Here is a 22,534-nt window from a genome sequence, read left to right as displayed (position 1 = left end):
CCAGATTTTTTTCTGTGTTTTAAAATAAGTCGCAATTATAAAAAATTAATTGTGACTTATTCAGCAATATTATCTTTCAATTTTTATGTTAAGCCATTTTTCTAAAGTCGAATAAATTTTCTCTTTTTCATCACCTGTAAAACTGTTTATTCTGGTTCTGTGATTTCCGCCTTTCTTAATCATTTTTACCGCGTTTGTATTTGGACCAATATTGACGCTTGTAGCCGACCAAGTATCGTTGCCGCCATAAATATAAAGCATATTGTTGCCATAGTTATATATATAACTATTTATATTTTCCATTAATTTTTTGTTGAAATTTAATTCAGCATTTTGCGGAGCAAAACAAATATTGCTGGCGTATTTATCTTTTACATCAATCAGTAAATCAGTAAAATCACTTGTTTCGTAATTGTAATAACCAATTTCAGTATAAGCCTGATAGAAAAACGGCTGAAAATAAGTCATTGATTTTCCGTCAAAATAATCGAACGGAGATGCGGTGTATAAATGCTTAAATAAATTTTCAGGTGTATCGTCTTGATCTGGAATATTATCGCAATTTAAATTTCCCCATTGCCAAAAAGAAAAGGAATATTCCATTACATCGTATTCAAAAGTTTTTTCCAAACCTAATGGAAAAGTATAATTGTGTTCTTCCATATATGAATTCAACATGGGCAAAATTTCATTTCGGTTTTTCAATAATGCTCTTTGATATTTTTCAATTTTATTACGACAGTCATCGGTTCCTACGTTTTCAAGAAATGTATGAATTCTGTTATCTTCCTGCTCTAAATTTAAAGGCGCAACATAAGGAACCCAAACATCAACAGCATTGGGATAATAATATTTGAAGAAAATAGTCGTTTGTCCGCCCTTGCTAATTCCCGTACTTATCCATTTTTCTTTGTATATATTTTTTAGAATTTGAACAATTCTATTATGATCTGCAGCTGCTTGAGCAGTATTAAGATATTTCCAATCCATACTGTCGGGAACTGATTCACCAAAATATCTATGTTCAACTATAATTTCATTACATTTTAATATTTTTGATAACTCCGTTCTTCTACTTTCGTCGATTGCGTATCCGTCATTTTCCATTACCATTGGTTTATTAAAATCAGTATGATGAAGATAAATTCTTTGACTAAATTTTATGCCGTTAAATGAATTCAGATGATCTAAGGGTTGAGTTACAAAAATTTCATATATTTCCGAAAATTGCGAATCCGGTTGAAGTTTATTCACTTTTATATCGGGAATTTCCAAAAGTTTTTTGTTTAGTTCGGTTAAATATTCCTGTGATAAATATTTACTATTTGTAATAAAAATTGTAATGAACAAAAAGTACATGAAATATTTTTTCATATTAAGATTTCCGTTATTAAAATTTATTAGCGACTTTATTTAATAAAAATAATTAAATCATATTTATTTCTTAAGCGCAAGAAAAAAGATTTACAAATATTTGTACAAATGAAAAAAAACTCCCGATATTTCAAACTGTTATATAATTTGTCAACGTCGGGAGTTACGATAAAATATGTATTTACGTTATAAACATTTCTGTTTTAACATTTTTACTTTTCCTGCATAAAAGGATATTTATAATCTACTGGCGGAATAAAATTCTCTTTAATTGCTCTAGGTGAAACCCATCGGATTAAATTCAAATAACTGCCGGCTTTATCGTTTGTTCCGCTTGCTCTTGCGCCTCCAAAAGGCTGTTGACCAACAACCGCACCGGTTGGTTTGTCGTTTACATAAAAATTTCCCGCTGCATTTTTAAGCATTTTATCCGCTAATACAATGGCTTCCCTGTCTTTTGCAAAAATTGCTCCTGTTAAAGCGTATGGTGAAGTTTGATTGCAAAGCTCGAGAGTTTGTTCATATTTATTTGTAGGATAAACATAAATTGTAAGTACAGGACCAAATATTTCTTCTTCCATTGTTTTGAACTTTGGATTTGTTGTTACAATAACTGTTGGTTCTATAAAATATCCGGTTGAATTATCAAAATTTCCGCCGAAAATAATTTCCGCATCCTTTGCTTTTTTTGCGTAATTAATATATTCGGTTATGGTATCAAATGCGCCTTTATCTATTACGGCATTCATAAAATTTGTAAAATCTTCTGGTGAACCTATTTTTATTGTCTTCAAATTATCAATCATAAATTTCTTTAGTGAACTCCACATTGATTGAGGAACATATGCTCTTGAAGCGGCAGAACATTTTTGACCTTGATATTCAAATGCTCCTCTAATTAACGCGGTTCCTGTTTCCATAACGTCTGCACTTTTATGAACAAAAATAAAATCTTTACCGCCGGTTTCACCGACTATTCTCGGATATGATTTATACTTCGCTATATTTTCGCCAACGGTTTTCCACATATTTTGAAATACCGGTGTACTTCCTGTAAAATGAATTCCGGCTAAATAAGGAGAAGCCATAACAGGATCACCGACTTGTCTTCCGGAGCCCGGCACAAAATTTATAACTCCTGGAGGAAATCCGGCTGCTTCAAATAATTTCATTAACCAATAGCCCGTATAAACTGCGCTGGAAGCAGGTTTCATCAAAACAACATTTCCCATCAATGCCGGTGATGTTGGTAAATTACCCGCAATTGATGTAAAATTAAATGGAGCTACGGCAAAACAAATCCTTCCAAAGCTCTATACTCCATTTTATTCCATTGTCCGGCAGGAGAATGAGGCGGCTGCTGTTCATAAATGTGCTGAGCGTAATAAGCGTTGAATTTGAAAAAGTCAATTAATTCACAAGCAGAATCTATTTCTGCCTGAAATGCATTTTTGCTTTGCGATAACATTGTTGAAGCGTTTAATGTATTTCTCCAATAAGGTGAAGCAAGCAAATCACCGGCTTTTAAGAATATTGCTGCTCTGTCATGCCAATCCATTGCTGCCCATGTTTCCCTAGCTTTAAGTGCCGCATCAATTGCCATTTCAACTTCTTTTTTTCCGGCTTTATGATATCTTCCAATAACTGTTTTATGATCATGCGGTATTAAACATTCTTCCATATTTCCGGTTTTTACTTCTTTACCGCCGATTATTAGTGGTATTTCCAGAACTTGACTTTTTAATTCTTCCATTCTTTTTTTAAGTGCTGCTTTTTCCGGTGAACCTGGTAAATAATTTTTAATCGGTTCATTCTCAGGAAGGTTTATCTTAAAATGAGCATTTGGCATAATAAATCTCCTTAAAACTTTTAATTAAATAAAATAACTTATACATAAAAATTAAGAAATTATACGCAGACCAAAAAGTGAAATAGGATTGAATAATAATTGATCGAAAAAAAAATCATTATTGACGTTTTGTTTGATATTTTTGCATAAAATAATTCCTTGTTATGCGGCGAAATTTTCTAAGATATTTAATTAGTTTTTTGTTTTTATTTATTGCTCTAAATGCTTTTGGCGGCGGTTTCTATGGAATGTCGGGTGCAAAAGACATTCCTATTCAATGGCTGGAAAGAAGTCCTTTTAAAAATTATTTTATACCAAGTTTTATATTATTTATTCTTGTGGGAGGCTCCAGTTTGACCGCCTCAATTTCTGTTTTTAAAAAATTTAAAACTGGTAAATTTACCGCGTTGTTTTCGGCGGTTATAATTCTTATTTGGATTGTTGTTCAAGTTTTAATTATTGGTTTTGTTTCTTGGATGCAGCCTGCCATTGCTGGTTTGAGCCTTATTATCTTAATTCTTTCTATAATTTTATACAAAAACAAATAGCAAATATTTTATTTATAAATCCACCATAATTTTCGATGTTTTAAATCAAAAAATATTGATAAATAATTTAACTGCGTTTATTTTTATTATTATTGTTCTTGTTAATAATAAGATAAGTGATATTATTTGTTTATTGTATATTAAAATATGGGGTTAAATTTATGGCAACAGTAAATTTATATATAACATTCAACGGGAACTGCAGAGATGCGTTCAACTTTTATAAAACAGTTTTCGGAGGTGAATTTCATAATATAAACACTTTTGGTGAAATGCCGCCGCAAGAAGGAATGCCGCCAATTCCAGAAAACGCGAAAAATAAAATAATGCATATTTCTCTGCCAATCAGTAAAGAAACATTTTTAATGGGAAGCGATATGGTTGATTGGTCACCCACAGTTACTTTCGGAAATAATTTTACTATTTCGGTAAGTGCAGAAAGTAAAGACGAAGCCGATAAAATATTTAATGAACTGGCAAAAGGCGGAAATATTTCTATGCCTTTACAAAATACTTTTTGGGGTGCTTATTTTGGCATGTTAACCGATAAATTCGGAATAAATTGGATGATGAGCTGTGAATTAAAATAAACCATTATGAAACTTCCCGAAAACATAAATTTAATAAAAGGTGAAATTGCGGATTATTATCTAAATAATGACGGAATCCTAATTTCCTATTCTAAAAGCATAAAAAGAACTGTTAAAAATATATCCGTAAATGTTGAGTTAGTTAAAAAGATAACGGGGAACAAAAAAGTTCCCCTTTTAATTTACTTAACAAATTCACCGGTGCCTGATAAAGCAACCCGAAAATTTTCGACTGAACAATTGCCGAATGTTTATATAGCAATGGCAATGGTATCAAAACCGGGTTTATCGCAATTTATAATGAATATATTATTTAGATTTCAAAAACCGCCTATTCCAATTAAATCTTTTACAGATGATAAATTAGCGGAAGAATGGCTTAAGCAATTTATTTAACATAAATATATTATATAAGTCCTTATAATGTTTAGATTTTTTTAAGCTTTCAACTTTTGCGATTATTTAAAATAATTCTTGATCTAAATTTTGGTCAAGCGTATTTATTAAAAGTAAATGAGATCCGTAATTATTCTTTTTATTAAAATTACTACAGAAAAGTAAATTCAATATTATCTTTAAATTTACCAATTCAAAAAATACTCTATCAATTGATGAACAATAATAATAATAATCCATTTGAGATAAATGCGTTTCTTTTTACCGATGAATGGAATGATTTTAGCAATAAAAATTCTCTTATTTTCTATGGAACTTCAAATTCCGGAACCGTTAAATTAGTATTTAAAAATCGCCCCGTTCTTTTTATTGAACGAAATTCATTTAATACTGAATTGCCTTTTCCGCATTTGCGAAAAAAAGTGGATATGAAAAGTTTTGCGTTTAGCGAAGTAGATGCAATTTACTTTAATACGCAAATCGATCTGCTTAAATCTGAGGAATTTTTCCGATCGAAAAATGTAAGAACTTACGAAAGCGACGTAATTCCAACACGAAGATTTTTAATGGAGAAAGGAATAAATGCTCAAGTTAATATTTCAGGTAATTTTATAAAACAAAATGACGTAATGATATTTGAAAATCCAAAAATTTCGCCGACACAATTTAATCCAAATTTTAAAATTGCTTCAATTGATATAGAAACAAAAACTGAAAACAATTCTATTATTTCGTACGCAATTCATCAAACCGAAAACAATGTTGAGAAAAGAATAGTTAGAATTTTAGGCAAAGAAAAGACTCAACTAAGTGATTACATTTTTCAGCATTCAACGGAAAAGGAGCTGTTGGAAAAATTCGTTTTGGATATAAATAAATTTGATCCCGATATAATTATAGGCTGGAATGTCCTTGGCTTTGATTTAAAAATTTTAGAAAGTCGTTCACAAATAAATAACGTAAAATTTACAATTGGAAGAGATAATTCAATCTCCAAAATCATTCAAAAAACAAGCGGAAATTATTTTGCCAAAATATCCGGGCGAGTTGTTTTGGATGGTCCGACAACTTTGCGTTCCGCTTTTTTCACATTTGAAGATTACAAATTGGAAACCGTTTCGCAGGAATTATTGGGCAAAGGAAAAACAATTGAAAGTAATTCCAATAAAGTTGATGAAATTAATTATCTGTTCGAAAATGATAAATTACAATTAGCGGTTTATAATTTAACCGACTGTATTTTAGTCTCGGAAATTTTTGCCAAAGTTGGAATTATTGATCAGTTGGTAACAAGAAGTAAATTATCGGGTTTGTTCATTGATCAATTGGGACAAATGACCGCTGCATTTGACCATTTTTATCTGCCTAAACTGCATAAAAACGGTTTTGTAGCGCCAAATGTAAAAGATATTGAAATTGGTCATCATTCCGCGGGCGGTTATGTTTTTGATCCATTGCCGGGAATTTATAAAAATGTTTTTGTTTTGGATTTTAAAAGTCTATATCCGTCAATAATTGAGACTTTCAAAATTGATCCTCTTTCAAGATTATTACACGATGTGAATAGTTTACAAACTCCAAACAAAATCAAATTTTCCAGAACAAAGCATATTCTTCCAAATTTTATAGAAGAATTAATGTCGCACAGGGAAAACGCAAAAAAGAACAACGACAAAAATCTTTCTCAGGCAATAAAGATTTTAATGAATAGTTTTTACGGTGTAATGGGTTCTTACGGATGCAGATTCTACCATCCCAATTTACCAGACGCTATTACAGGAATCGGGCAGTGGCTTTTACAGCAAAGTAAAATATTTTTGGAAAATGAAAATATTAAAGTCCTTTATGGCGATACAGATTCTTTATTTGTTAACTATTTGAACGAAGATGAAGATCCAGTTGCATTTGGAAAAAATCTTGCAGAACAATTAAATAAATATTGGAATGAAAGGCTATTGAATGAATTTGAATTAAACTCCTACTTAGAAATTGAATTTGAAAAACATTATTCAAAGTTTATTTTAACTTCTATGCGAAACAAAGAAGGCGGAGCCAAGAAACGATACGCTGGCTTAATCGAAAAGGATAAAATTGATTTCGTTGGAATGGAATTCGTTCGCTCTGATTGGACTAAATTAGCTAAAGTATTTCAGCATGATCTTTACCTGAAAATATTTAATGACGATGACTATGAAACTTGGACAAAAAATTTTGTTAACGATCTTCTATTAGGAAAATTTAATTCCAATTTGATTTATAAAAAAAGATTGAGAAAAAACTCAGATGATTACACTAAATCTCAGCCTCCGCATGTTAAAGCGGCAAGAATGATATATCAAGAACGCGGAACCGTAAATTATATAATTACAAAACGCGGACCTATTCCGGTTGAACTAAATCCAATTGATTTTGATTATCAGCATTATATTGAAAAGCAGTTAAAACCAATTGCCGATTCAGTTTTAATGTTATTCGGAAAATCATTTGATTCAATTATGCACGCAAAACAAATGGATTTATTTTAAAAAAATGAAAATTTGATATTACAAAATGCATTTATTTGATAAATTTTATGTAAAGTTACAAATCTAATTAATACAAATACTTGAGAAAAATAATGAAAAATTTTAGCGGTAGTAAAAGAACAGATAGAAAAAGAATTTTGGTCAAAGAGTTGGAAGAGATTTTGAAAGATCTTCTGAAAGACCTTTAATGCACAGAGCTACTTGTGATCATTGCGGCAAAGATTGTGAAGTTCCATTTAAACCAACTAGCGGCAAACCAATTTATTGCAGCAGCTGTTTTGATAAAAATCAAAATAGAGACCAAAAGAAATTCGGTTATGAAAGAGCTGATAAAAAATTTGGCGGCGGAGATTTAAGAAAAAAAGATTATAATAGTGAAAACGTTGGAAACTCTGAGCACTTAAAAAAGGAAATTGCTCAATTAAATGGAAAGCTTGATAAAATTCTTGACATTTTAAATGCCGGACTTAATAACACCAATTATCAAAAAGATTTTGAAGCAGAATCCGAAATGCCAATACCTGAAAAAAAGACAAGAAAGAAAGTAATCAGAAAAAAAAGTGAGTAATATAATTTATATTCTAATTATATAATTTTATCTGAAAATATTTTTTGAAGTTATAATAAAAATATAATTACCATTAGCCAATTTATTGTGCTGATGGTATATGGTTTATTAAATTTAGTTTCATTTCTAAAATTTATTTGCATGTCATAATTTCGCCAAAATTTTTTTACTTAAAATAAAATACAATTTATCCGAGCCTGCTTTAATTTTTTAGTAATTCTGCTTTAAACCATTTTGTTAATATAAATTATAATTATTTTATAAAAGACAGCATAAAAAAGTATGAATATAATTCAAGAAGTTTCACTTAAGATAGTTTAACAATCTGAAAAAAGTAATACTGAAATCGTTCGCAATTGAACATGCTTTTTGTTCTGCTGAGTTGATAGCAAAGCAAATATATGAGATAAAGAAAAATTTATTGTGTAGAAATAAAATTTTATTGAGTTTAATTTTACATCTGAATTAAAAATAATTAAGTTTGCGAAATAAAATAAGGCATTACACACAAATGGCTTACAATGAAAAATTAGCTGATAAATTAAGATTTGCTCTTTCTGAAATTCCGAATGTTGAAGAGAAAAAAATGTTCGGAGGATTAGCGTTCTTGATAAATGATAAAATGTGCATAAATGTTAGCAGTGATAATTTAATGTGCAGATATGATGTAAATATGGAAGATGTAATTTCAAAGAAAAAAGGATTTGAAAAAGTTATTATGAACGGAAAATTATTTAAAGGATATTGTTACGTTAAACCGGAAGGATTTAAAACTAAAAAGGACTTTGATTTTTGGATAGATTTGTGTCTGAAATTTAATGATAAAGCAAAGTCTTCAAAAAGGTAAAACATAAAATATTTATTCTGCTTTAATTAAACCACAATGCAGTAAATGAAATACTACCGTATTAAATGATACATCCTCGGTATTTAATCAATAGAAAATAATTATTTGTCACCTAGTAATATGCAATCGGCGAAATTATAACGGCTGATATCGGCTTGCTTTTGGTTTTATTGTTAATAATATCAAAATCCTTTATTGCGGATTCTAAATCAACATTGGGAATATAAATTTTGACTGATCTATCAATTCTTATCATAATAAAAATTAATTTCTTAAAATTCTAAGTGGATAAATTAAACATTGTTTACTATACTTAGAACAATATTTTATAAATAGGAAGCTATAAAATGAAAATTATAAATTTATTTACTTACAAATTTAAAATATTATTTCTTTTGCCAATTGTGTTGGTATTTTTTTCTTCTATAAATTATGCCCAAATTGATTTGAACAAAGTTTTAAAAAAATCAAAAAATAAAGCTGAAAAGAAAATAGAAAAACGAATTGAAGATAATATTGATAAAGGTGTTGATAAAACTTTGGATGGTGTTGAAGATGGAATTGATAAAGCAGGAAACGATGGTGATGTAGAGGATGCAGATGAAAATCAAAATAATAGTGATGAAAATGTACATGCCAAAGAAAATAACAAATCAACTCCAAAAGAAAATGTAAAGCCTAAGCTAAATTGGAATAAATATGATTTTGTTCCCGGAACTGAAATTATTTTTGAAGACAACCAAGAAAATGAACAGAATGGCGAGTTTCCATCAAAGTGGGATTTGGTTGAAGGATCATACGAAAATGCAAATGTTGACGGCAATAATATTATAATCTGCAGAAAATCAAATGCAAATGGCGGCGGTGGAATTGTTCCGCTTATAAAAAATAGTTCCGAAGATTATCTTCCGGATGAATTTACAGTTGAATTCGATGCTTTTTTCCCGGATAATCATTTGAAATATTATGTGTTTTTTGCTGATTACAAAAACCAAAAAAATATTTATAAAAATTCTAGTAATAATTCTTATAATAAATTTGTGAGAGTTGAACAAAATGCTGCTGACGGAAAAGATATAGAGAAAATATTTTTACAGGGAACAAATTATGTTGATAATGATCCAACTTGGCGGCACGTTGCTATTTCTTTTAACAAACGAGCATTAAAAGTCTATTTGGATGATACTAGATTGTTAAATATTCCAAATGTTGATTTTAATCCAACTGGTATTGGACTTTCTTCACATAATACAAGCGGTAAAGTTGTCGGTTATTTAAGAAATATTAGAATTGCAAAAGGCGCTGTTCCACTTTATGATAAATTTTTAACTGACGGAAAATTTGTAACAACCGGAATTAAATTTGATGTTAATAAATCAACTATTAAACCCGAAAGCATGGGGACAATAAATTATGTTGTAAAAATGATGCAAGATCATCCCGAATTGAAATTTTCTGTTGAAGGTCATACGGATAGCGATGGAAACGAAGATACTAATCTTAAACTTTCCGATGAGCGCGCAAAATCTGTTGTAACTAAAATGATTGAATTGGGAATTTCAACCGATCGATTAACCTCAAAAGGATTGGGAGAAGGCAAACCATTTACAAGCAATGATTCAACTGAAGGTAAAGCACAAAACAGAAGAGTTGAATTTGTGAAAATTTGATAAATTCAAAATTAATGTTTTATTCAAAGTTTTGATTTAAAATTCGAATCGGTAATTTACTGTCGGTATTATTCCAGCTTGGTATTTATAAATATACTGTCCAGAAACAACATCGTATTTATCTATTTTACGAATATTTTTTCTATTTGTTAAATTCTGGATATCGAAAGAAAAAATATGTGCTGTATTTTCATAATTTAATCTATAACTAATTCCAAGATCTATACGAAAATAGGAATTTAATTGTTTTGAAAATGCTTGGGTGTAATCATCTTTTATTTCAAAAATTTGATTACCGGTTATTGGATCAATTATTGGATTTCCTAAGTCATCAAATTGAGGTTCGGGACTTTTTACTGGATTAACTCGCTTTCCTCCAGCCCAAATAATTCGAGTGTTAATTCCTAATATATTATTTGCTCCAATAATAATTTCTTTTCCTGCTAGAAGATTTAAAGTGTAATTGCCGTTAAATCGAGTATTTCTTTCTATTCCATCTAATGCTGTATACTTTGAATGGTAAATCGAAACTGTATATAAAAAATACCATCCACTTTCAAGAAATTTCTCAATTGTTAATTCTGTTCCATAATTTTTTCCAGTACCATTATTTACCAATTCGACAAAATCCAAGCTTGAAATAATATTTAGTGCTGAAAAGGATTTCAGAAATTCAGAAGAATAATTAGTGTTTGATGTATCTTTAGCAATTGGAATATTATATAAATCTTGAAAATATAATTCAAGTTTAACGCGCCAATTATCAAAGAAAAGATTATCATAAGAAATGCCAAAATGTTCAGCCTTTGAAAAATCGAGACTTTTATTAAACTGAAAAGTTTCACCATTTTCATTCGTAAAGTTCATTAAATATAATGATAACGGATGCATTTGACTATGTAAACCGTAGCCAATTGTTAGAGATCCAAACTTTGTAATATTCCAGTTTAATGAAAATCTTGGTTCAATAGTTGACTTGTTGTTAAGCTTGAAAAGTGTGCTGTGTAAACCTGTAAAAATATTTAAACCATTATTTATTTTATATTTTGATTGAAAATATGCCTGATAAAAAATACTGTTTCCAGTTGCATCAACATTTGTATAAAATTTACCTACATCATTATTGTACTCTGAAGATTTTGTACTAAAATCAAGGTAATCAATTATAACTCCTGTTTTAAATGAAAAACTTGCGTTAACTTTTCTGTTATATAATGAAGAAAATGAAAATTTACTTTTTGTAAAATCATTTGTATTGATTTTACAAACTTTGCTTTCAATAATTCCGTCTTCGTTATTATTTAACTTTTCACCGTTATACGTTAATGCCGATTTGATAAAACTTTGGTTATCTGTAAAATATGTATGTGTTAATCCTAAAATCCCAATATCCGAACTTGTTTTCTCTCCTTCTTCGTCTAGAAAAAAATATTCTTTGTTATCATAAGTAAGTCCTCGACTAATTTCAGATTTGTACTCGCTATTACTTATTCCTCCAATTCCCCAAATTGAAATTAACCCAAAGGTTTTTGAGGGAATATAAATTTTATATGATAAATCTTGATAATCCGGTCTGCCTTTATCTTTATCTACAATATTAATTCCAGCTGCAGCTAAAAGAGATAGAGTTGAATAACGATAATTAATTAAGTAAGAAGCCCCATCAAAAAATGGAATAGGTCCCTCCGAAGAAATGTCTGCACCAAGTCCGCCTAACTGTGAAGAGTGTTCAAAATTTTCCGAATTGCCGTTACGAAAGTTTATATCAAAAACACCGGATATTGCATTACCAAAACCTGCGGGCCAAGCACCAATCAAGAAATCAGAATTATCAAGCATGTTATTACTTATTAAACAAACTGCACCGCCGGAACTTCCTTCTTCAGCAAAATGATTTGGATTTGATACCGGAATTCCCTCAATTTGCCATAGCATACCCATTGGTGAATTACCGCGAATGACAATTAGATTTTGTGCGTCTGAACTGCCGATTGATACTCCTGCAAATGACAATGCCATTCTTGCCGGATCATTAATACTTGCTGCATAGCGACCTGTTTCTTCAACAGTGAATGCACGAGCACTTATAGAGGCCATTTCATTTAACGGCTTATCTTTCTCCATTTCGGCTTCAATTACAACCTCTTTCGTAGAAACCAAAGATTCAATTAATTCAACATTTAGAATAACTTCTTTTCCCGCACCAACAAGTAAGTTGGAAATAATTCTTGGCTCATAACCAATAAAGGAAACTTTTATTGAATGTCTTCCTAATGGTACATTTTCAATTTCAAATATTCCGTCTACGTTTGTGGATGTTCCTAATATCGGATTGGAGTTTAAAATAATAATATTTGCTCCCGGAAGTGGTAAATTTGAATCTTGGTCAATTACCCTGCCGCGAACAGTTTGAGTTGTGTTCTGAGTAAAAGCGGAAAAATTTGTTTCTGTAATTATTAAACAAAGGAAGAAAAGCAATATTTTACTAAAATTAAATTTTGGCATTTTATTGAACTTGTTCGAAAGTAAAAATCAGCTTGTTATATTTAATTTTCAGTGGCAAATATATTATTCGTAAACAGATATTTCAAATCTTAGGGATAGATAGATTTAAAAAGTGACGAAATGGAAAGTTAACTTAAAGTTATTTTCTCAAGGTTTTCTTTCAAGGTTCTGTAAAATGTTCTTGAGACAGGGATCTCTGTTTCTACGTCCTGAAAAATAATTCTGGAATTTTTCATATTTCCCTTTAAACGTGCTGATTGATTAAGATTAATAATAAAAGCGCGGTGGCATCTAACAAATTCTGAGAATGGAGAAAGATCATTTTCAATCTTATGAAGTCGACCCCGTTTTATTATCTTATTTATTTTTTTATCATCTTCACGAAGATAAAATATTAAGTAATTGCTTGCTGCTTGGATAAAAATAATTTTATTTCTACTAATTTTTATTTGCTCTTTCTCTAAAGAAATTAAAATGATTTCTTTTTTCTGCATTTCTGAATCATTCAATTTTTGATTTGAGATTTCATTCTGTGATTTTAGTAATTTATTATTTATGGCGGTTGATTTATAATTATAATAAAAAAACTCAATTATATTTTTAATTAGAAAAATACTTGAAACATGGTACAAAAGCCTAAAAAACCATTCTAATGTAATTGGCATATCTTCAGAAATTGAATATGTAAATAAATGAACAGCAAATGTTATAAGAATTATGCTTAATAGAATATTTTTAATTTCATCAATTATTTTCCAAGTTTGCTTTTTTTTGATTATTTGTCTAACAATTTGAAAATTTAGATACGAATAAATAAAAGCTATAAAAGCATAGCCTGGGTATAGTAGAATTTTTAGACTGATTTCTTTATCTCTAAAACCAAAAGGCTCAAATAGTATAAAAATCAATAAAATCAAACTCGCCGTATATAACCCATTTTTCCATATTTTATTGTTGGGATTATATTTAGAATATTTTCTATTTAAAATTTTCATACATAAATATACTTAAATACATAAATCATTTTAAAAACAGAATTTCTGCGTTATATATTTTAGTAAATAAAGAATGATTGAGTTTTATAACAAATCCGTGATTAAAAATAATTAAGTTTGCGAAATCAATTGAAAGGTTGAAAAATTAAATGGTATATAATGAAACGTTAGCAAATAGAATTAGAGAAGCTCTCTCAGAAATTCCAAATGTGGTAGAGAAAAAAATGTTTGGCGGATTAGCATTTTTGATAAATGATAAAATGTGTATAAATGTTAACAGTGATAATTTAATATGCTGATTTGATCCAAATTTGGTAGAAAGTATTTCTAAGAGAAAAGGTTACAAAAACGTTATAATCAAATAGAGAGATTTTAATGGTTAATGCTATGTTGAATCGAAAGGTTTTAAAACAAAATATTTTAAAGTTTTGGTTGAATTTATGTCTGCAATTTAATGATAAAGCAAAATCATAAAAGAAACAAAATTATATATTAATTCAGTTATTAAATTTATTTTTATACTCAACCGGAGAAATTCCGGCATACTTTTTAAAAATATCTCTAAAAGATTTGCTATCTGTATAACCCACATCATACATAATTTCTGTTACGGTTTTTCTTCCCTTTTCCAAATCAATTTTTGCAGCTTCAATTTTTACACGTTGAATATATTCAATAATTGTATTTTTTGTTGCTGCTTTAAATCTCCTTTCAAAAGTTCTTCTTCCCAAATTAAATCTTTCGGATAATTCATCAATCGTAATTTTTTCTTTAAAATTTTCTTCAATGAAATTCTGCGCGGAGAGAATTAAACTGTCTTTATGTTCTTTCTGTCCCTTAAAAATCCTAAACGGAAGCTGTGTTGTTTTTTCGGTATCCAATAGGAAAAATTTAGAAGCCATAACCGCCATTTCTTTGTTCGTAAATTTTTCCACTAAATATAAAAGTAAGTTCCAATAAGAAGTAGCGCCGCCGCTAGTGTAAATTCTATTTTGATCAGTTATTATTTTATCTTCCGCAAATTTAACTTCGGGAAACATTTCTTTAAATTGATTTGCAAAAAGCCAATGAGTAGAACATTGTTTTCCATTGAGCAAACCAGTTGAAGCCAATAAAAAAGCACCAATGCAAAGACTTGCCACTTCCGCGCCGCCATTATATTGTTCAATAATGAACGGGATAAATTTTTTATTAACTTCTAATGAATTTATTATGTTTCCGCTTATAGCAGGAACAATTATTAAATTTGACTGTTTAGCTTTATCAATTGTATTATTTGTATGAACGGTTACAGTTCCAAAATTTAATTTTACTTCATTCGTTAAACCAATTAACTCAACATTGAAAAACGGCTGATGCCCGGCTTCTTTGAAAAAATTATTAACCGCAAAAAACATATATTGCGGATCAAAAATTGCGGCGGGAATTGCCGTTTCTGGAACTAATATAATTATGTTTTTCATGATGAAAATGTAAATAAAGTGAATGTCGTAATCAACCCACAATATTGGCGTAATTACTCATAAGAAAAAGACAAATTATCTGTTATATTTGTAAATAAAGCTTTGAAAACTCTTTTTGGTAATATTCTTAATTATTAAAACTAAAAATGCGGTAAGAGATATTTTTCCATTTCAAAAAAAATAAATAATTATTAATTAGAGTTAATTTGAATTTTCATTATTCATGAAAAAAATAAATCATTTAAGGAAAAATTTATGAAGAATATTCATCCGTATATTAATTGCAAAGGCAATACCGAAGAAGCATTCAATTTTTATAAATCAGTATTTGGCGGTGACTTTCTTGGAGTTACTAAATTCAAAGATATTCCCGGCGAAAACCAAATACCTGAAAACTTAAAAGATAAAATTATGCATATTTCTTTGCCGTTGTGCAATGGAATTATTTTAATGGGAACAGATGCTATTGAAGAAATGGGTCATAAACTGAATTTTGGCAATAATATGCATATTATGATTACAACAGATTCTAAAGAAGAAGCTGACGAATTATTCAACAAACTTTCCGTTGGCGGAAAAATTGAAATGCCTATGTCTGATCAATTTTGGGGTGATTATTTCGGCAACTTTACAGATAAATTCGGCATAAATTGGATGATTGATTTTTCAAAACAAATATAATTATTCACAATTATAAGGTTTATTCAAAATGGCTAAAGAAAATTCGGAATTATTAACCGCGGGTAAAATAGCGGCTCAATTAGGTGTTTCGGGTTCCGTTGTTTCAAAAACAATAAAAACTCTTAACTTAAAACCGGACTTGGTTAAAGGCGGATGCAATTATTTTGGAAAAGAAAATATTGATAAAATTAAAAAAGCTGTAAAGTAAATATTTAAGACGCGGCTTTCTTTAGATCATATTGTATTAGTCATTTCGATGCATATGCTTTTTTATCGGAAGCGAAATTGTATAACTATAACTTTTATAAATAATTTTATTTTGAGATTCATTTATTGTTGGTATTCTTTACATAAAAGAAATTAATAATTTCAGAAAGTAAATTTGATTGCAGATATGGAAAACTTAATCACCAATCCCGAACAAGAAATCATTACCATAAGAGAAATTAATTATCCAATTGATTTGGTATATGGAGCTTTTGAAAATCCTGAACACCTTAAAAATTGGTGGGGACCAAATGGGTTTACTAATACATTTAACGTATTTGAATTTAAGCCGGGCGGAAAATGGAGTTTTATAATGCACGGTCCGGAAAAAGGCAATTATGCTAATGAGTGTGTTTTTATAGTTGTTGAAAAGAATAATTTGATAATCTGGGATCGTTTATCAAATCCTAAATTTTATGTGATAGTTCAATTTCAAAAAATTTCACAATCAAAAACCAAATTAATTTTCAGGCAATTATTTGACTCGATTGAATTATGCGACAAAATCAGAACTTATACGGTTGGTAAAAATGACGAAAATTTTGATCGATTAGAAATTGAATTAGAAAAAATGAGAAAGGAAAAATAATGAAATCAATAATGCCAAATTTGTGGTTTGATAAAAATGCAGAAGAAGCGGTAAAGTTTTACACAGCACTTTTTAAAAATTCCAAAATTGGAAATTCTCAAAGATACGGCAAAGAAGGTTTTGAATTTCATCAAATGCCGGAAGGAACTTTAATGACAGTGGAATTCGAATTATTTGGCCAAAAGTTTCTTGCCTTAAACGGAGGACCAATTTTCAAATTCAGTGAAGCAGTTTCGTTTTTTATTTATTGTGAATCTGAAACAGAAATTCTAAACTTTTATAATAGTTTGTCAAATGACGGAAAAGTTATAATGAAATTGGATAAATATGATTGGAGCGAAAAATACGCTTGGGTTATAGATAAATTTGGAATATCTTGGCAGCTGGATATAACAAAATCCGATTCACCTCAAAAAATTGTTCCAACTCTATTATTTGTGAATGACAAAATTACAAAAGTAAAAGAAGCGATTGATCATTATACCAATATTTTCCCCGAATCAAAGATTATTTTCAAATTTGAAAATCCTGCTAATGATAAAATAAAAGAAGAAACAATTATGTTTGCTCAATTTGCACTTAGTGGAGTTTTTTTTAACGCGATGAGCGGAGAAGGAAAACACGAATTTGATTTTAATGAATCAATATCATTCATTGTAAATTGTGATTCGCAGGAAGAAATAGACTTCTTTTGGGAAAAACTTGGTAAGGACGGTGATCCCAAAGCACAGCAATGCGGCTGGCTTAAAGATAAATTTGGCGTTTCATGGCAAATTGTTCCTTCCAAGCTCGGTAAATTATTAAACAGCGGAAATAAAGAACAATCTTCTACCGTAATGAATGAACTTCTAAAAATGAAAAAACTTGATTTAGAAGTTTTGGAAAAAGCTTATTCAAGTAAATCTTAAATAAATTAGAAAGAATGGTTCAATGGAAAAATTAAAATTTAACATTTCGATAAACGCACCGCGTGAAAAAGTCTGGAAAATACTTTGGGACGATAAAACATATAGAAAATGGACAGCTCCTTTTTCCGAAGGTTCATACATGGAATCTGATTGGAAAATCGGTGGAAAAACTTTGTTTTTAGGCAGCGAAGGAAACGGAATGGTTAGCACAATCGATCAATTAAAAGAAAATGAATTTTTGTCATTCAAACATTTAGGAATGATAAAAGATGGAAAAGAAGATCTTGAAAGTGAAGAAATAAAAAAATGGTCTGGATTGCTGGAAACTTATGCTTTAGAATATTCAGAAAATCAAACCTTCCTTTCGGTTTATTTGGACATTGGAGATGATTACAAAGTTTATTTCATTGAAACTTTTCCAAAAGCATTAAAAATTGTTAAAGAATTATCAGAAGAATAAAAATGGAAAGAATAAAATTTGATAATGATAAACTTCTATTTTGTGTAACAGCAAAATCATTTCCGGATGGAATTGTTGAAGCTCATCAAACATTGCATAAACAAATTCCGCTAAAGCAAAATAGAAATTTCTACGGCATTTCTTATATGAATAATAAATATGATATTATTTACAAAGCCGCTGTTGAAGAAGTAGAACAAGGAGAATTTAAGAATCTTAATTTAGAAACATTCGAAGTTAAAAAAGGAAATTACATTTCAATTACCGTAAAAAACTATGAGCAAAATATTCTAAAAATAAAAGAAGCTTTTGCCGAGTTAAGACAGAATCCCAATATTGATTCTAAAGGTGTTGCTCTGGAATGGTATTCAGACGGACCGGATTGTAAATGCATGATTAGATTAAAGGATAATATTTAGGAGTTCAATTATGAGTCGTAAATTAAAATTACAAATGCAAACATCATTAGATGGATTTGTAGCCGCTGGACCAAATGACGATCAGACTTGGGTAACTTGGGCTTGGGATGAAATTAAGGAAGATGTGCTTGGACTGCTAGATGATTGCGATACTCACATCATTGGTAGAAAATTGGCTGTCGATTATATTCCTTATTGGCAGGATGTATTTACAAAACCCGATGATCCAATGTTTGAAGTCGCAAAAAGAATGGCGGCTATAAGGAAAATTGTTTTTTCCAATTCGATTAAAAAATCACCTTGGGAAAACATTGAAGTTGTTAATGGAAATTTGAATGATGAAGTAATCAAATTAAAAAAACAGAATGGAAAAGATATTTTTGCTGTTGGCGGAACTTCATTTGTATCTTCATTAATTGCTGAAAATTTAATTGATGAGTTCTATTTTTATGTTAATCCTGTAGCATTGGGTAAAGGTGATCCAGTATTTAACAAAATTCAATCGCATAAGCATTTGAAACTGATCAAATCAAAAATGTTTAATTGCGGCATAAATTTATTTGTCTATGAATTAAAGAAAGGCTGTCAAAATTGAGTCGTAAATTAAAATTACAAATGCAGATGACAATTGATGGATTTGTTGCCGGATCAAATGGAGAATTGGATTGGATGAATTTTGACTGGACCGAAGATATAAAAAATTATGTAACACAACTTACAGATTCTGTTGATACAATTCTACTTGGCAGAAAAATGACAGACGATTTTATAAAACATTGGACAAATCAAGTAAATAACAACACAAATTCAGGGGAATATGATTTTGCTAAGAAAATGGTTGACTATAAAAAGTTTGTCTTTACCAAAACTCTGGGAAAATCAGTTTGGGAAAATACTGAATTAGTTAAGGGAAATCTTGCTGATGAAATTAAGAAAATAAAAGAGGTAGATGGAAAAGATATTATTGTATATGGCGGTGCTGAGTTTGTATCAAATTTAATTGCCGAAAATTTAATCGATGAAATGTACATATCAATTAATCCCGTTGCAATAGGTAATGGTTTGAGAATATTTGATAAACTTTCAGACAGACAAAATCTAAAGTTGATTGAATCAAAATCATTTGATTGCGGTGAAGTAATTCTTTTTTATAAAAAATAATTATTCATAGAATAATTTCAATTTAGAAAGGTAGTGAAATGGAAAAAATAAAAATTGAAACCTCGGTTTCTGCAGATATAAATAAAGTTTGGAATTATTGGACAAAACCGGAGCATATTACAAAATGGAATTTTGCTTCTGATGATTGGCATTGTCCAAAATCAGAAAATGATTTAAGAACGGGCGGAAAATTCAATTCAAGAATGGAAGCCAAAGACGGAAGTTTCGGGTTTGATTTTGGAGGAATATATAATGAAGTAATTGAACATAAAAAAATTGCTTACACTATGGAAGATGGAAGACAAGCAATTACGAATTTTGAAAGCCAAGGCAATAAAACCAAAATAACAACTTTGTTTGATCCTGAAAAAACAAACCCTATTGAAATGCAAAAAAATGGCTGGCAGGAAATTTTAAATAACTTTAAAAAACACGTTGAAGAAATTAATTAGTTACAGTTATTTTGAAAGTAGTGGAGCATTTATTTTTTTAAAAGTATATCACTAATTAAAACTGTCATTTCGGAAATTGCAAAATAATTATCGGGAATCTATTTTAATTGTACTGAATTTTCACTTTCACGGAAATGGCAATTAAGTATTGATGTTGATTCGTATCGAAACAATAGATTGCTGCTGAATAAAAAATATTTCATCATTTTAATTGATAATAAAGGAGAAAAATCATGTCGAAAATGAATCCGGTTGTACACTTTGAAATGGCTGCCGAAGACAGCAAAAGAATGTCGGAATTTTATACAAATGTTTTTGGATGGAATACTGTTCAGTTCGGACCCGAAATGGGGAATTATATTGTGGCTCAAACTACAGAAACCGATGATAAAGGAATGATTCAAACCAAAGGCGCAATAAATGGCGGATTTTATCAAAAACTTGAGGATCCAAAGATGAATAATCCGTCAATTGTAATTTCAGTGGATGATATCAAGGAACATATGGTAAAGATACAAAATGCCGGTGGAAAATTATTGGGCGAACCAATTCCAATTCCAGGCGTTGGAGAATTTATTTCGTTTATAGATACTGAAGGAAACAGATGCAGTATTTTACAGCCGATAAGTATGTAAACACCTATGAATAAAAATGTTGATACATATTTAAGTAAAGTCGGTAAATGGCAGAAAGAATTGACTAAATTAAGAAAGATAATCCTTGATTGCGGTTTGATCGAAGAATATAAATGGATGCATCCGTGTTATACTTTTCAAAAAAGTAATGTTGTTTTAATTCATGAATTCAAAGAATATTGCGCAATTCTTTTTCATAAAGGAGTTTTATTAAAGGATAAAAAAAATATTTTAGTTCAGCAGTCAGAAAATGTTCAAGCGGCTAGGCATTTAAGATTTACCGATATTTCAAAAATTGACAAACTTGAAAATACCATCAAAGAATATATATTTGAGGCGATTGAAATTGAAAAAGCCGGCTTAAAGGTGGAGATGAAAAAAACAAATGAATACAATATGCCGGATGAATTGAAATTAAAATTAGAAAAAAATCATGATTTAAAAATTGCGTTTGAAAATTTGACGCCAGGTCGTCAGCGCGGTTATTTGTTATTCTTTTCTCAGCCAAAGCAATCAAAAACTCGTGAATCAAGAATTGAAAAAAATATTGAGCGAATTTTATCGGGTAAAGGATTGAATGATTGATGTGTTTAACTTATATACAAAATTATTTGTTTTACCAACTTGCCAAAATTATAGCGTAAATAAATTTTAAAAAATCTTTTACCGGAAGGATATGAAAGCTGAAAATATAAAATTTAAAAACATCGACGAGTATATTGAAACATTTCCGAAAAATATTCAAATAATACTCAATGAAATTAGAAAAGTAATTTTGCTAGCGGCTCCGAATGCCGAAGAGAAAATTAGTTATAATATGCCGACTTTTTTTCTTAACGGAAATTTGGTTCACTTTGCCGGTTACAAAAATCATGTTGGTTTTTATCCAACGCCAAGCGGAATTGTTAATTTTGCGGAAGAATTAAAATCATATAAAACTTCAAAGGGGGCAATTCAATTTCCAATAGATAAACCTTTGCCCGTAAAAACTATAACAAAAATTGTTAAGTTTAGAGTAAAAGAAAATTCTTCTAAACCAAATAAAAATAAACAATAATTAAGGAAATATAAATGAACCGACCGGAAGTAAATGAATTCAATCCTTATTTTAAAAAGTACATTGATCTTGTTGAAGAGAAAAATTTTTTCGACGCATTTAATGATGATACCGAATCAACATTTAACTTTTTCAAAAATATTCCCGTTGAAAAACATAATTTCAAATATGCGCCTGATAAATGGACAATTAAAGATGTTCTAATGCACATAATTGATACCGAAAGAATTTTTACTTATCGCACATTGGTTTGCGCGAGAGGAGATGGTAAAACTTTGCTTCAGAGAGCCGATGAAAATCTCTTTGCCGCAAATGTTGACGTAACAAACAGATCAATGGAAAGCCTCTTGGAGGAATTTCTTACCATAAGAAAAAGTTTTGATTTTTTGCTTAAAAATATCACAGAAGAAAAATCAAAATTTTTAGGAAATAACGGCGAATTTAAAATCTCGGCAAGAGCTTTAGGCTATATTTCACTTGGACATACAAAGCATCATTTAAAAGTAATAAAAGAAAGATATTTGTGATATACTTATAATCTTTCTCGGTTATTACTAGTAATTCTTCCCTTAAAT

Annotated in this window: 25 protein-coding genes and 2 pseudogenes; 21 read left to right on the top strand and 6 right to left on the bottom strand. The window is 29.6% G+C overall.

Annotated elements, in window-relative coordinates; all coding sequences use genetic code 11:
• Positions 1–69: 69 nt before the first annotated feature.
• A complete protein-coding gene (locus IPK06_14630; protein MBK7981211.1) occupies positions 70–1,374 on the bottom strand; it encodes a peptidase in 1,305 nt (434 codons plus the stop codon).
• Positions 1,375–1,586: 212 nt separating this feature from the next.
• A pseudogene (pruA, locus tag IPK06_14625) lies at positions 1,587–3,223 on the bottom strand (L-glutamate gamma-semialdehyde dehydrogenase).
• Between the two features lie 200 nt (positions 3,224–3,423).
• Between pruA and IPK06_14620 the strand changes: the two are divergent.
• From IPK06_14620 to IPK06_14595, 6 genes are all read left to right on the top strand, one after another.
• Positions 3,424–3,771, top strand: a complete 348-nt coding sequence (locus IPK06_14620; GenBank protein MBK7981210.1) for a hypothetical protein — start codon at positions 3,424–3,426, stop codon at positions 3,769–3,771.
• 161 nt (positions 3,772–3,932) lie between these two features.
• Positions 3,933–4,361 (top strand): VOC family protein, encoded by a 429-nt coding sequence (locus tag IPK06_14615; protein MBK7981209.1) that lies wholly within the window; start codon positions 3,933–3,935, stop codon positions 4,359–4,361.
• Between the two features lie 6 nt (positions 4,362–4,367).
• Positions 4,368–4,757, top strand: a complete 390-nt coding sequence (locus tag IPK06_14610; protein ID MBK7981208.1) for an STAS/SEC14 domain-containing protein — start codon at positions 4,368–4,370, stop codon at positions 4,755–4,757.
• 215 nt (positions 4,758–4,972) lie between these two features.
• The gene (locus tag IPK06_14605; GenBank protein ID MBK7981207.1) at positions 4,973–7,282 is read left to right on the top strand and encodes a DNA polymerase II; all 2,310 of its coding nucleotides are present in this window, start codon (positions 4,973–4,975) and stop codon (positions 7,280–7,282) included.
• A gap of 187 nt (positions 7,283–7,469) precedes the next feature.
• Complete coding sequence (locus tag IPK06_14600) at positions 7,470–7,850, top strand: hypothetical protein (protein MBK7981206.1); 381 nt, start codon at positions 7,470–7,472, stop codon at positions 7,848–7,850.
• Between the two features lie 511 nt (positions 7,851–8,361).
• On the top strand, positions 8,362–8,697 hold the full coding sequence (locus IPK06_14595) for a TfoX/Sxy family protein (protein MBK7981205.1): 336 nt from the start codon (positions 8,362–8,364) through the stop codon (positions 8,695–8,697).
• Positions 8,698–8,809: 112 nt separating this feature from the next.
• On the opposite strand, the gene IPK06_14590 is transcribed toward IPK06_14595, so the two are convergent.
• Positions 8,810–8,953 (bottom strand): hypothetical protein, encoded by a 144-nt coding sequence (locus IPK06_14590; protein MBK7981204.1) that lies wholly within the window; start codon positions 8,951–8,953, stop codon positions 8,810–8,812.
• 91 nt (positions 8,954–9,044) lie between these two features.
• Here IPK06_14590 and IPK06_14585 point away from each other — a divergent pair, with 91 nt between their 5' ends.
• Entirely contained in the window at positions 9,045–10,367 is a 1,323-nt protein-coding gene (locus tag IPK06_14585; protein ID MBK7981203.1) for an OmpA family protein, read from the top strand.
• Positions 10,368–10,403: 36 nt separating this feature from the next.
• Here the strand turns inward: IPK06_14585 and IPK06_14580 are convergent, their stop codons facing one another.
• Together IPK06_14580 and IPK06_14575 are read right to left on the bottom strand one after the other, a co-directional pair.
• On the bottom strand, positions 10,404–12,872 hold the full coding sequence (locus IPK06_14580; GenBank protein ID MBK7981202.1) for a TonB-dependent receptor: 2,469 nt from the start codon (positions 12,870–12,872) through the stop codon (positions 10,404–10,406).
• A gap of 128 nt (positions 12,873–13,000) precedes the next feature.
• Positions 13,001–13,867, bottom strand: a complete 867-nt coding sequence (locus IPK06_14575; protein ID MBK7981201.1) for a LytTR family transcriptional regulator — start codon at positions 13,865–13,867, stop codon at positions 13,001–13,003.
• A gap of 149 nt (positions 13,868–14,016) precedes the next feature.
• Here IPK06_14575 and IPK06_14570 point away from each other — a divergent pair.
• Positions 14,017–14,341: pseudogene (locus tag IPK06_14570) on the top strand (TfoX/Sxy family protein).
• A gap of 23 nt (positions 14,342–14,364) precedes the next feature.
• Here the strand turns inward: IPK06_14570 and IPK06_14565 are convergent.
• A complete protein-coding gene (locus IPK06_14565; GenBank protein MBK7981200.1) occupies positions 14,365–15,330 on the bottom strand; it encodes a helix-turn-helix domain-containing protein in 966 nt (321 codons plus the stop codon).
• Positions 15,331–15,585: 255 nt separating this feature from the next.
• Between IPK06_14565 and IPK06_14560 the strand changes: the two genes are divergently transcribed.
• The 13 genes from IPK06_14560 to IPK06_14500 all read left to right on the top strand — a co-directional run bounded on the left by IPK06_14560 (position 15,586) and on the right by IPK06_14500 (position 22,486).
• The gene (locus IPK06_14560; protein MBK7981199.1) at positions 15,586–16,011 is read left to right on the top strand and encodes a VOC family protein; all 426 of its coding nucleotides are present in this window, start codon (positions 15,586–15,588) and stop codon (positions 16,009–16,011) included.
• A 28-nt stretch (positions 16,012–16,039) separates the two neighbouring features.
• Positions 16,040–16,219, top strand: coding sequence for an HTH domain-containing protein (locus IPK06_14555; protein ID MBK7981198.1), 180 nt, complete (start codon positions 16,040–16,042; stop codon positions 16,217–16,219).
• A 186-nt stretch (positions 16,220–16,405) separates the two neighbouring features.
• Positions 16,406–16,867: an SRPBCC domain-containing protein gene (locus tag IPK06_14550; GenBank protein ID MBK7981197.1), complete on the top strand. Its 462-nt coding sequence runs from the start codon at positions 16,406–16,408 to the stop codon at positions 16,865–16,867.
• A complete protein-coding gene (locus tag IPK06_14545) occupies positions 16,867–17,775 on the top strand; it encodes a VOC family protein (protein ID MBK7981196.1) in 909 nt (302 codons plus the stop codon). The genes IPK06_14550 and IPK06_14545 overlap by 1 nt, the downstream gene beginning before the upstream one ends.
• Positions 17,776–17,797: 22 nt before the next feature.
• Positions 17,798–18,235, top strand: a complete 438-nt coding sequence (locus IPK06_14540; GenBank protein ID MBK7981195.1) for an SRPBCC domain-containing protein — start codon at positions 17,798–17,800, stop codon at positions 18,233–18,235.
• 2 nt (positions 18,236–18,237) lie between these two features.
• Positions 18,238–18,654: a transcriptional regulator gene (locus tag IPK06_14535; protein ID MBK7981194.1), complete on the top strand. Its 417-nt coding sequence runs from the start codon at positions 18,238–18,240 to the stop codon at positions 18,652–18,654.
• A 10-nt stretch (positions 18,655–18,664) separates the two neighbouring features.
• Positions 18,665–19,249: a dihydrofolate reductase family protein gene (locus IPK06_14530; protein MBK7981193.1), complete on the top strand. Its 585-nt coding sequence runs from the start codon at positions 18,665–18,667 to the stop codon at positions 19,247–19,249.
• 20 nt (positions 19,250–19,269) lie between these two features.
• A complete protein-coding gene (locus IPK06_14525; GenBank protein ID MBK7981192.1) occupies positions 19,270–19,815 on the top strand; it encodes a dihydrofolate reductase family protein in 546 nt (181 codons plus the stop codon).
• Between the two features lie 38 nt (positions 19,816–19,853).
• Complete coding sequence (locus tag IPK06_14520; GenBank protein ID MBK7981191.1) at positions 19,854–20,267, top strand: SRPBCC family protein; 414 nt, start codon at positions 19,854–19,856, stop codon at positions 20,265–20,267.
• A 242-nt stretch (positions 20,268–20,509) separates the two neighbouring features.
• Positions 20,510–20,902 (top strand): VOC family protein, encoded by a 393-nt coding sequence (locus IPK06_14515; protein MBK7981190.1) that lies wholly within the window; start codon positions 20,510–20,512, stop codon positions 20,900–20,902.
• A 6-nt stretch (positions 20,903–20,908) separates the two neighbouring features.
• Positions 20,909–21,487, top strand: coding sequence for a YdeI/OmpD-associated family protein (locus tag IPK06_14510; GenBank protein MBK7981189.1), 579 nt, complete (start codon positions 20,909–20,911; stop codon positions 21,485–21,487).
• A 91-nt stretch (positions 21,488–21,578) separates the two neighbouring features.
• Positions 21,579–21,959 carry a DUF1801 domain-containing protein gene (locus tag IPK06_14505; protein MBK7981188.1) on the top strand — a complete coding sequence of 127 codons (381 nt, stop codon included), beginning with the start codon at positions 21,579–21,581 and terminating at the stop codon, positions 21,957–21,959.
• 14 nt (positions 21,960–21,973) lie between these two features.
• Positions 21,974–22,486, top strand: coding sequence for a DinB family protein (locus IPK06_14500; protein MBK7981187.1), 513 nt, complete (start codon positions 21,974–21,976; stop codon positions 22,484–22,486).
• The last annotated feature ends 48 nt before the right edge of the window (positions 22,487–22,534 follow it).

The sequence above is a fragment of the Ignavibacteriota bacterium genome (assembly GCA_016713565.1).
Lineage (GTDB): Bacteria > Bacteroidota > Ignavibacteria > Ignavibacteriales > Melioribacteraceae.
The sequence above is the reverse complement of the archived record's forward strand: the minus strand, read 5'-3'. Positions and strand labels throughout refer to the sequence as shown.

Excerpts from the sequence above, each read along its gene's own strand:
- IPK06_14550 (MBK7981197.1), top strand. The coding sequence starts at position 16,406 with ATGGAAAACTTAATCACCAATCCCGAACAAGAAATCATTACCATAAGA.
- IPK06_14545 (MBK7981196.1), top strand. The coding sequence starts at position 16,867 with ATGAAATCAATAATGCCAAATTTGTGGTTTGATAAAAATGCAGAAGAA.
- IPK06_14565 (MBK7981200.1), bottom strand. The coding sequence starts at position 15,330 with ATGAAAAACATAATTATATTAGTTCCAGAAACGGCAATTCCCGCCGCA.
- IPK06_14525 (MBK7981192.1), top strand. The coding sequence starts at position 19,270 with ATGCAGATGACAATTGATGGATTTGTTGCCGGATCAAATGGAGAATTG.
- IPK06_14515 (MBK7981190.1), top strand. The coding sequence starts at position 20,510 with ATGAATCCGGTTGTACACTTTGAAATGGCTGCCGAAGACAGCAAAAGA.
- IPK06_14510 (MBK7981189.1), top strand. The coding sequence starts at position 20,909 with ATGAATAAAAATGTTGATACATATTTAAGTAAAGTCGGTAAATGGCAG.
- IPK06_14600 (MBK7981206.1), top strand. The coding sequence starts at position 7,470 with ATGCACAGAGCTACTTGTGATCATTGCGGCAAAGATTGTGAAGTTCCA.
- IPK06_14555 (MBK7981198.1), top strand. The coding sequence starts at position 16,040 with ATGGCTAAAGAAAATTCGGAATTATTAACCGCGGGTAAAATAGCGGCT.
- IPK06_14595 (MBK7981205.1), top strand. The coding sequence starts at position 8,362 with ATGGCTTACAATGAAAAATTAGCTGATAAATTAAGATTTGCTCTTTCT.
- IPK06_14630 (MBK7981211.1), bottom strand. The coding sequence starts at position 1,374 with ATGAAAAAATATTTCATGTACTTTTTGTTCATTACAATTTTTATTACA.
- IPK06_14540 (MBK7981195.1), top strand. The coding sequence starts at position 17,798 with ATGGAAAAATTAAAATTTAACATTTCGATAAACGCACCGCGTGAAAAA.
- IPK06_14500 (MBK7981187.1), top strand. The coding sequence starts at position 21,974 with ATGAACCGACCGGAAGTAAATGAATTCAATCCTTATTTTAAAAAGTAC.
- IPK06_14575 (MBK7981201.1), bottom strand. The coding sequence starts at position 13,867 with ATGAAAATTTTAAATAGAAAATATTCTAAATATAATCCCAACAATAAA.
- IPK06_14590 (MBK7981204.1), bottom strand. The coding sequence starts at position 8,953 with ATGATAAGAATTGATAGATCAGTCAAAATTTATATTCCCAATGTTGAT.
- IPK06_14605 (MBK7981207.1), top strand. The coding sequence starts at position 4,973 with ATGAACAATAATAATAATAATCCATTTGAGATAAATGCGTTTCTTTTT.
- IPK06_14535 (MBK7981194.1), top strand. The coding sequence starts at position 18,238 with ATGGAAAGAATAAAATTTGATAATGATAAACTTCTATTTTGTGTAACA.
- IPK06_14580 (MBK7981202.1), bottom strand. The coding sequence starts at position 12,872 with ATGCCAAAATTTAATTTTAGTAAAATATTGCTTTTCTTCCTTTGTTTA.
- IPK06_14615 (MBK7981209.1), top strand. The coding sequence starts at position 3,933 with ATGGCAACAGTAAATTTATATATAACATTCAACGGGAACTGCAGAGAT.
- IPK06_14505 (MBK7981188.1), top strand. The coding sequence starts at position 21,579 with ATGAAAGCTGAAAATATAAAATTTAAAAACATCGACGAGTATATTGAA.
- IPK06_14585 (MBK7981203.1), top strand. The coding sequence starts at position 9,045 with ATGAAAATTATAAATTTATTTACTTACAAATTTAAAATATTATTTCTT.
- IPK06_14530 (MBK7981193.1), top strand. The coding sequence starts at position 18,665 with ATGAGTCGTAAATTAAAATTACAAATGCAAACATCATTAGATGGATTT.
- IPK06_14520 (MBK7981191.1), top strand. The coding sequence starts at position 19,854 with ATGGAAAAAATAAAAATTGAAACCTCGGTTTCTGCAGATATAAATAAA.
- IPK06_14610 (MBK7981208.1), top strand. The coding sequence starts at position 4,368 with ATGAAACTTCCCGAAAACATAAATTTAATAAAAGGTGAAATTGCGGAT.
- IPK06_14560 (MBK7981199.1), top strand. The coding sequence starts at position 15,586 with ATGAAGAATATTCATCCGTATATTAATTGCAAAGGCAATACCGAAGAA.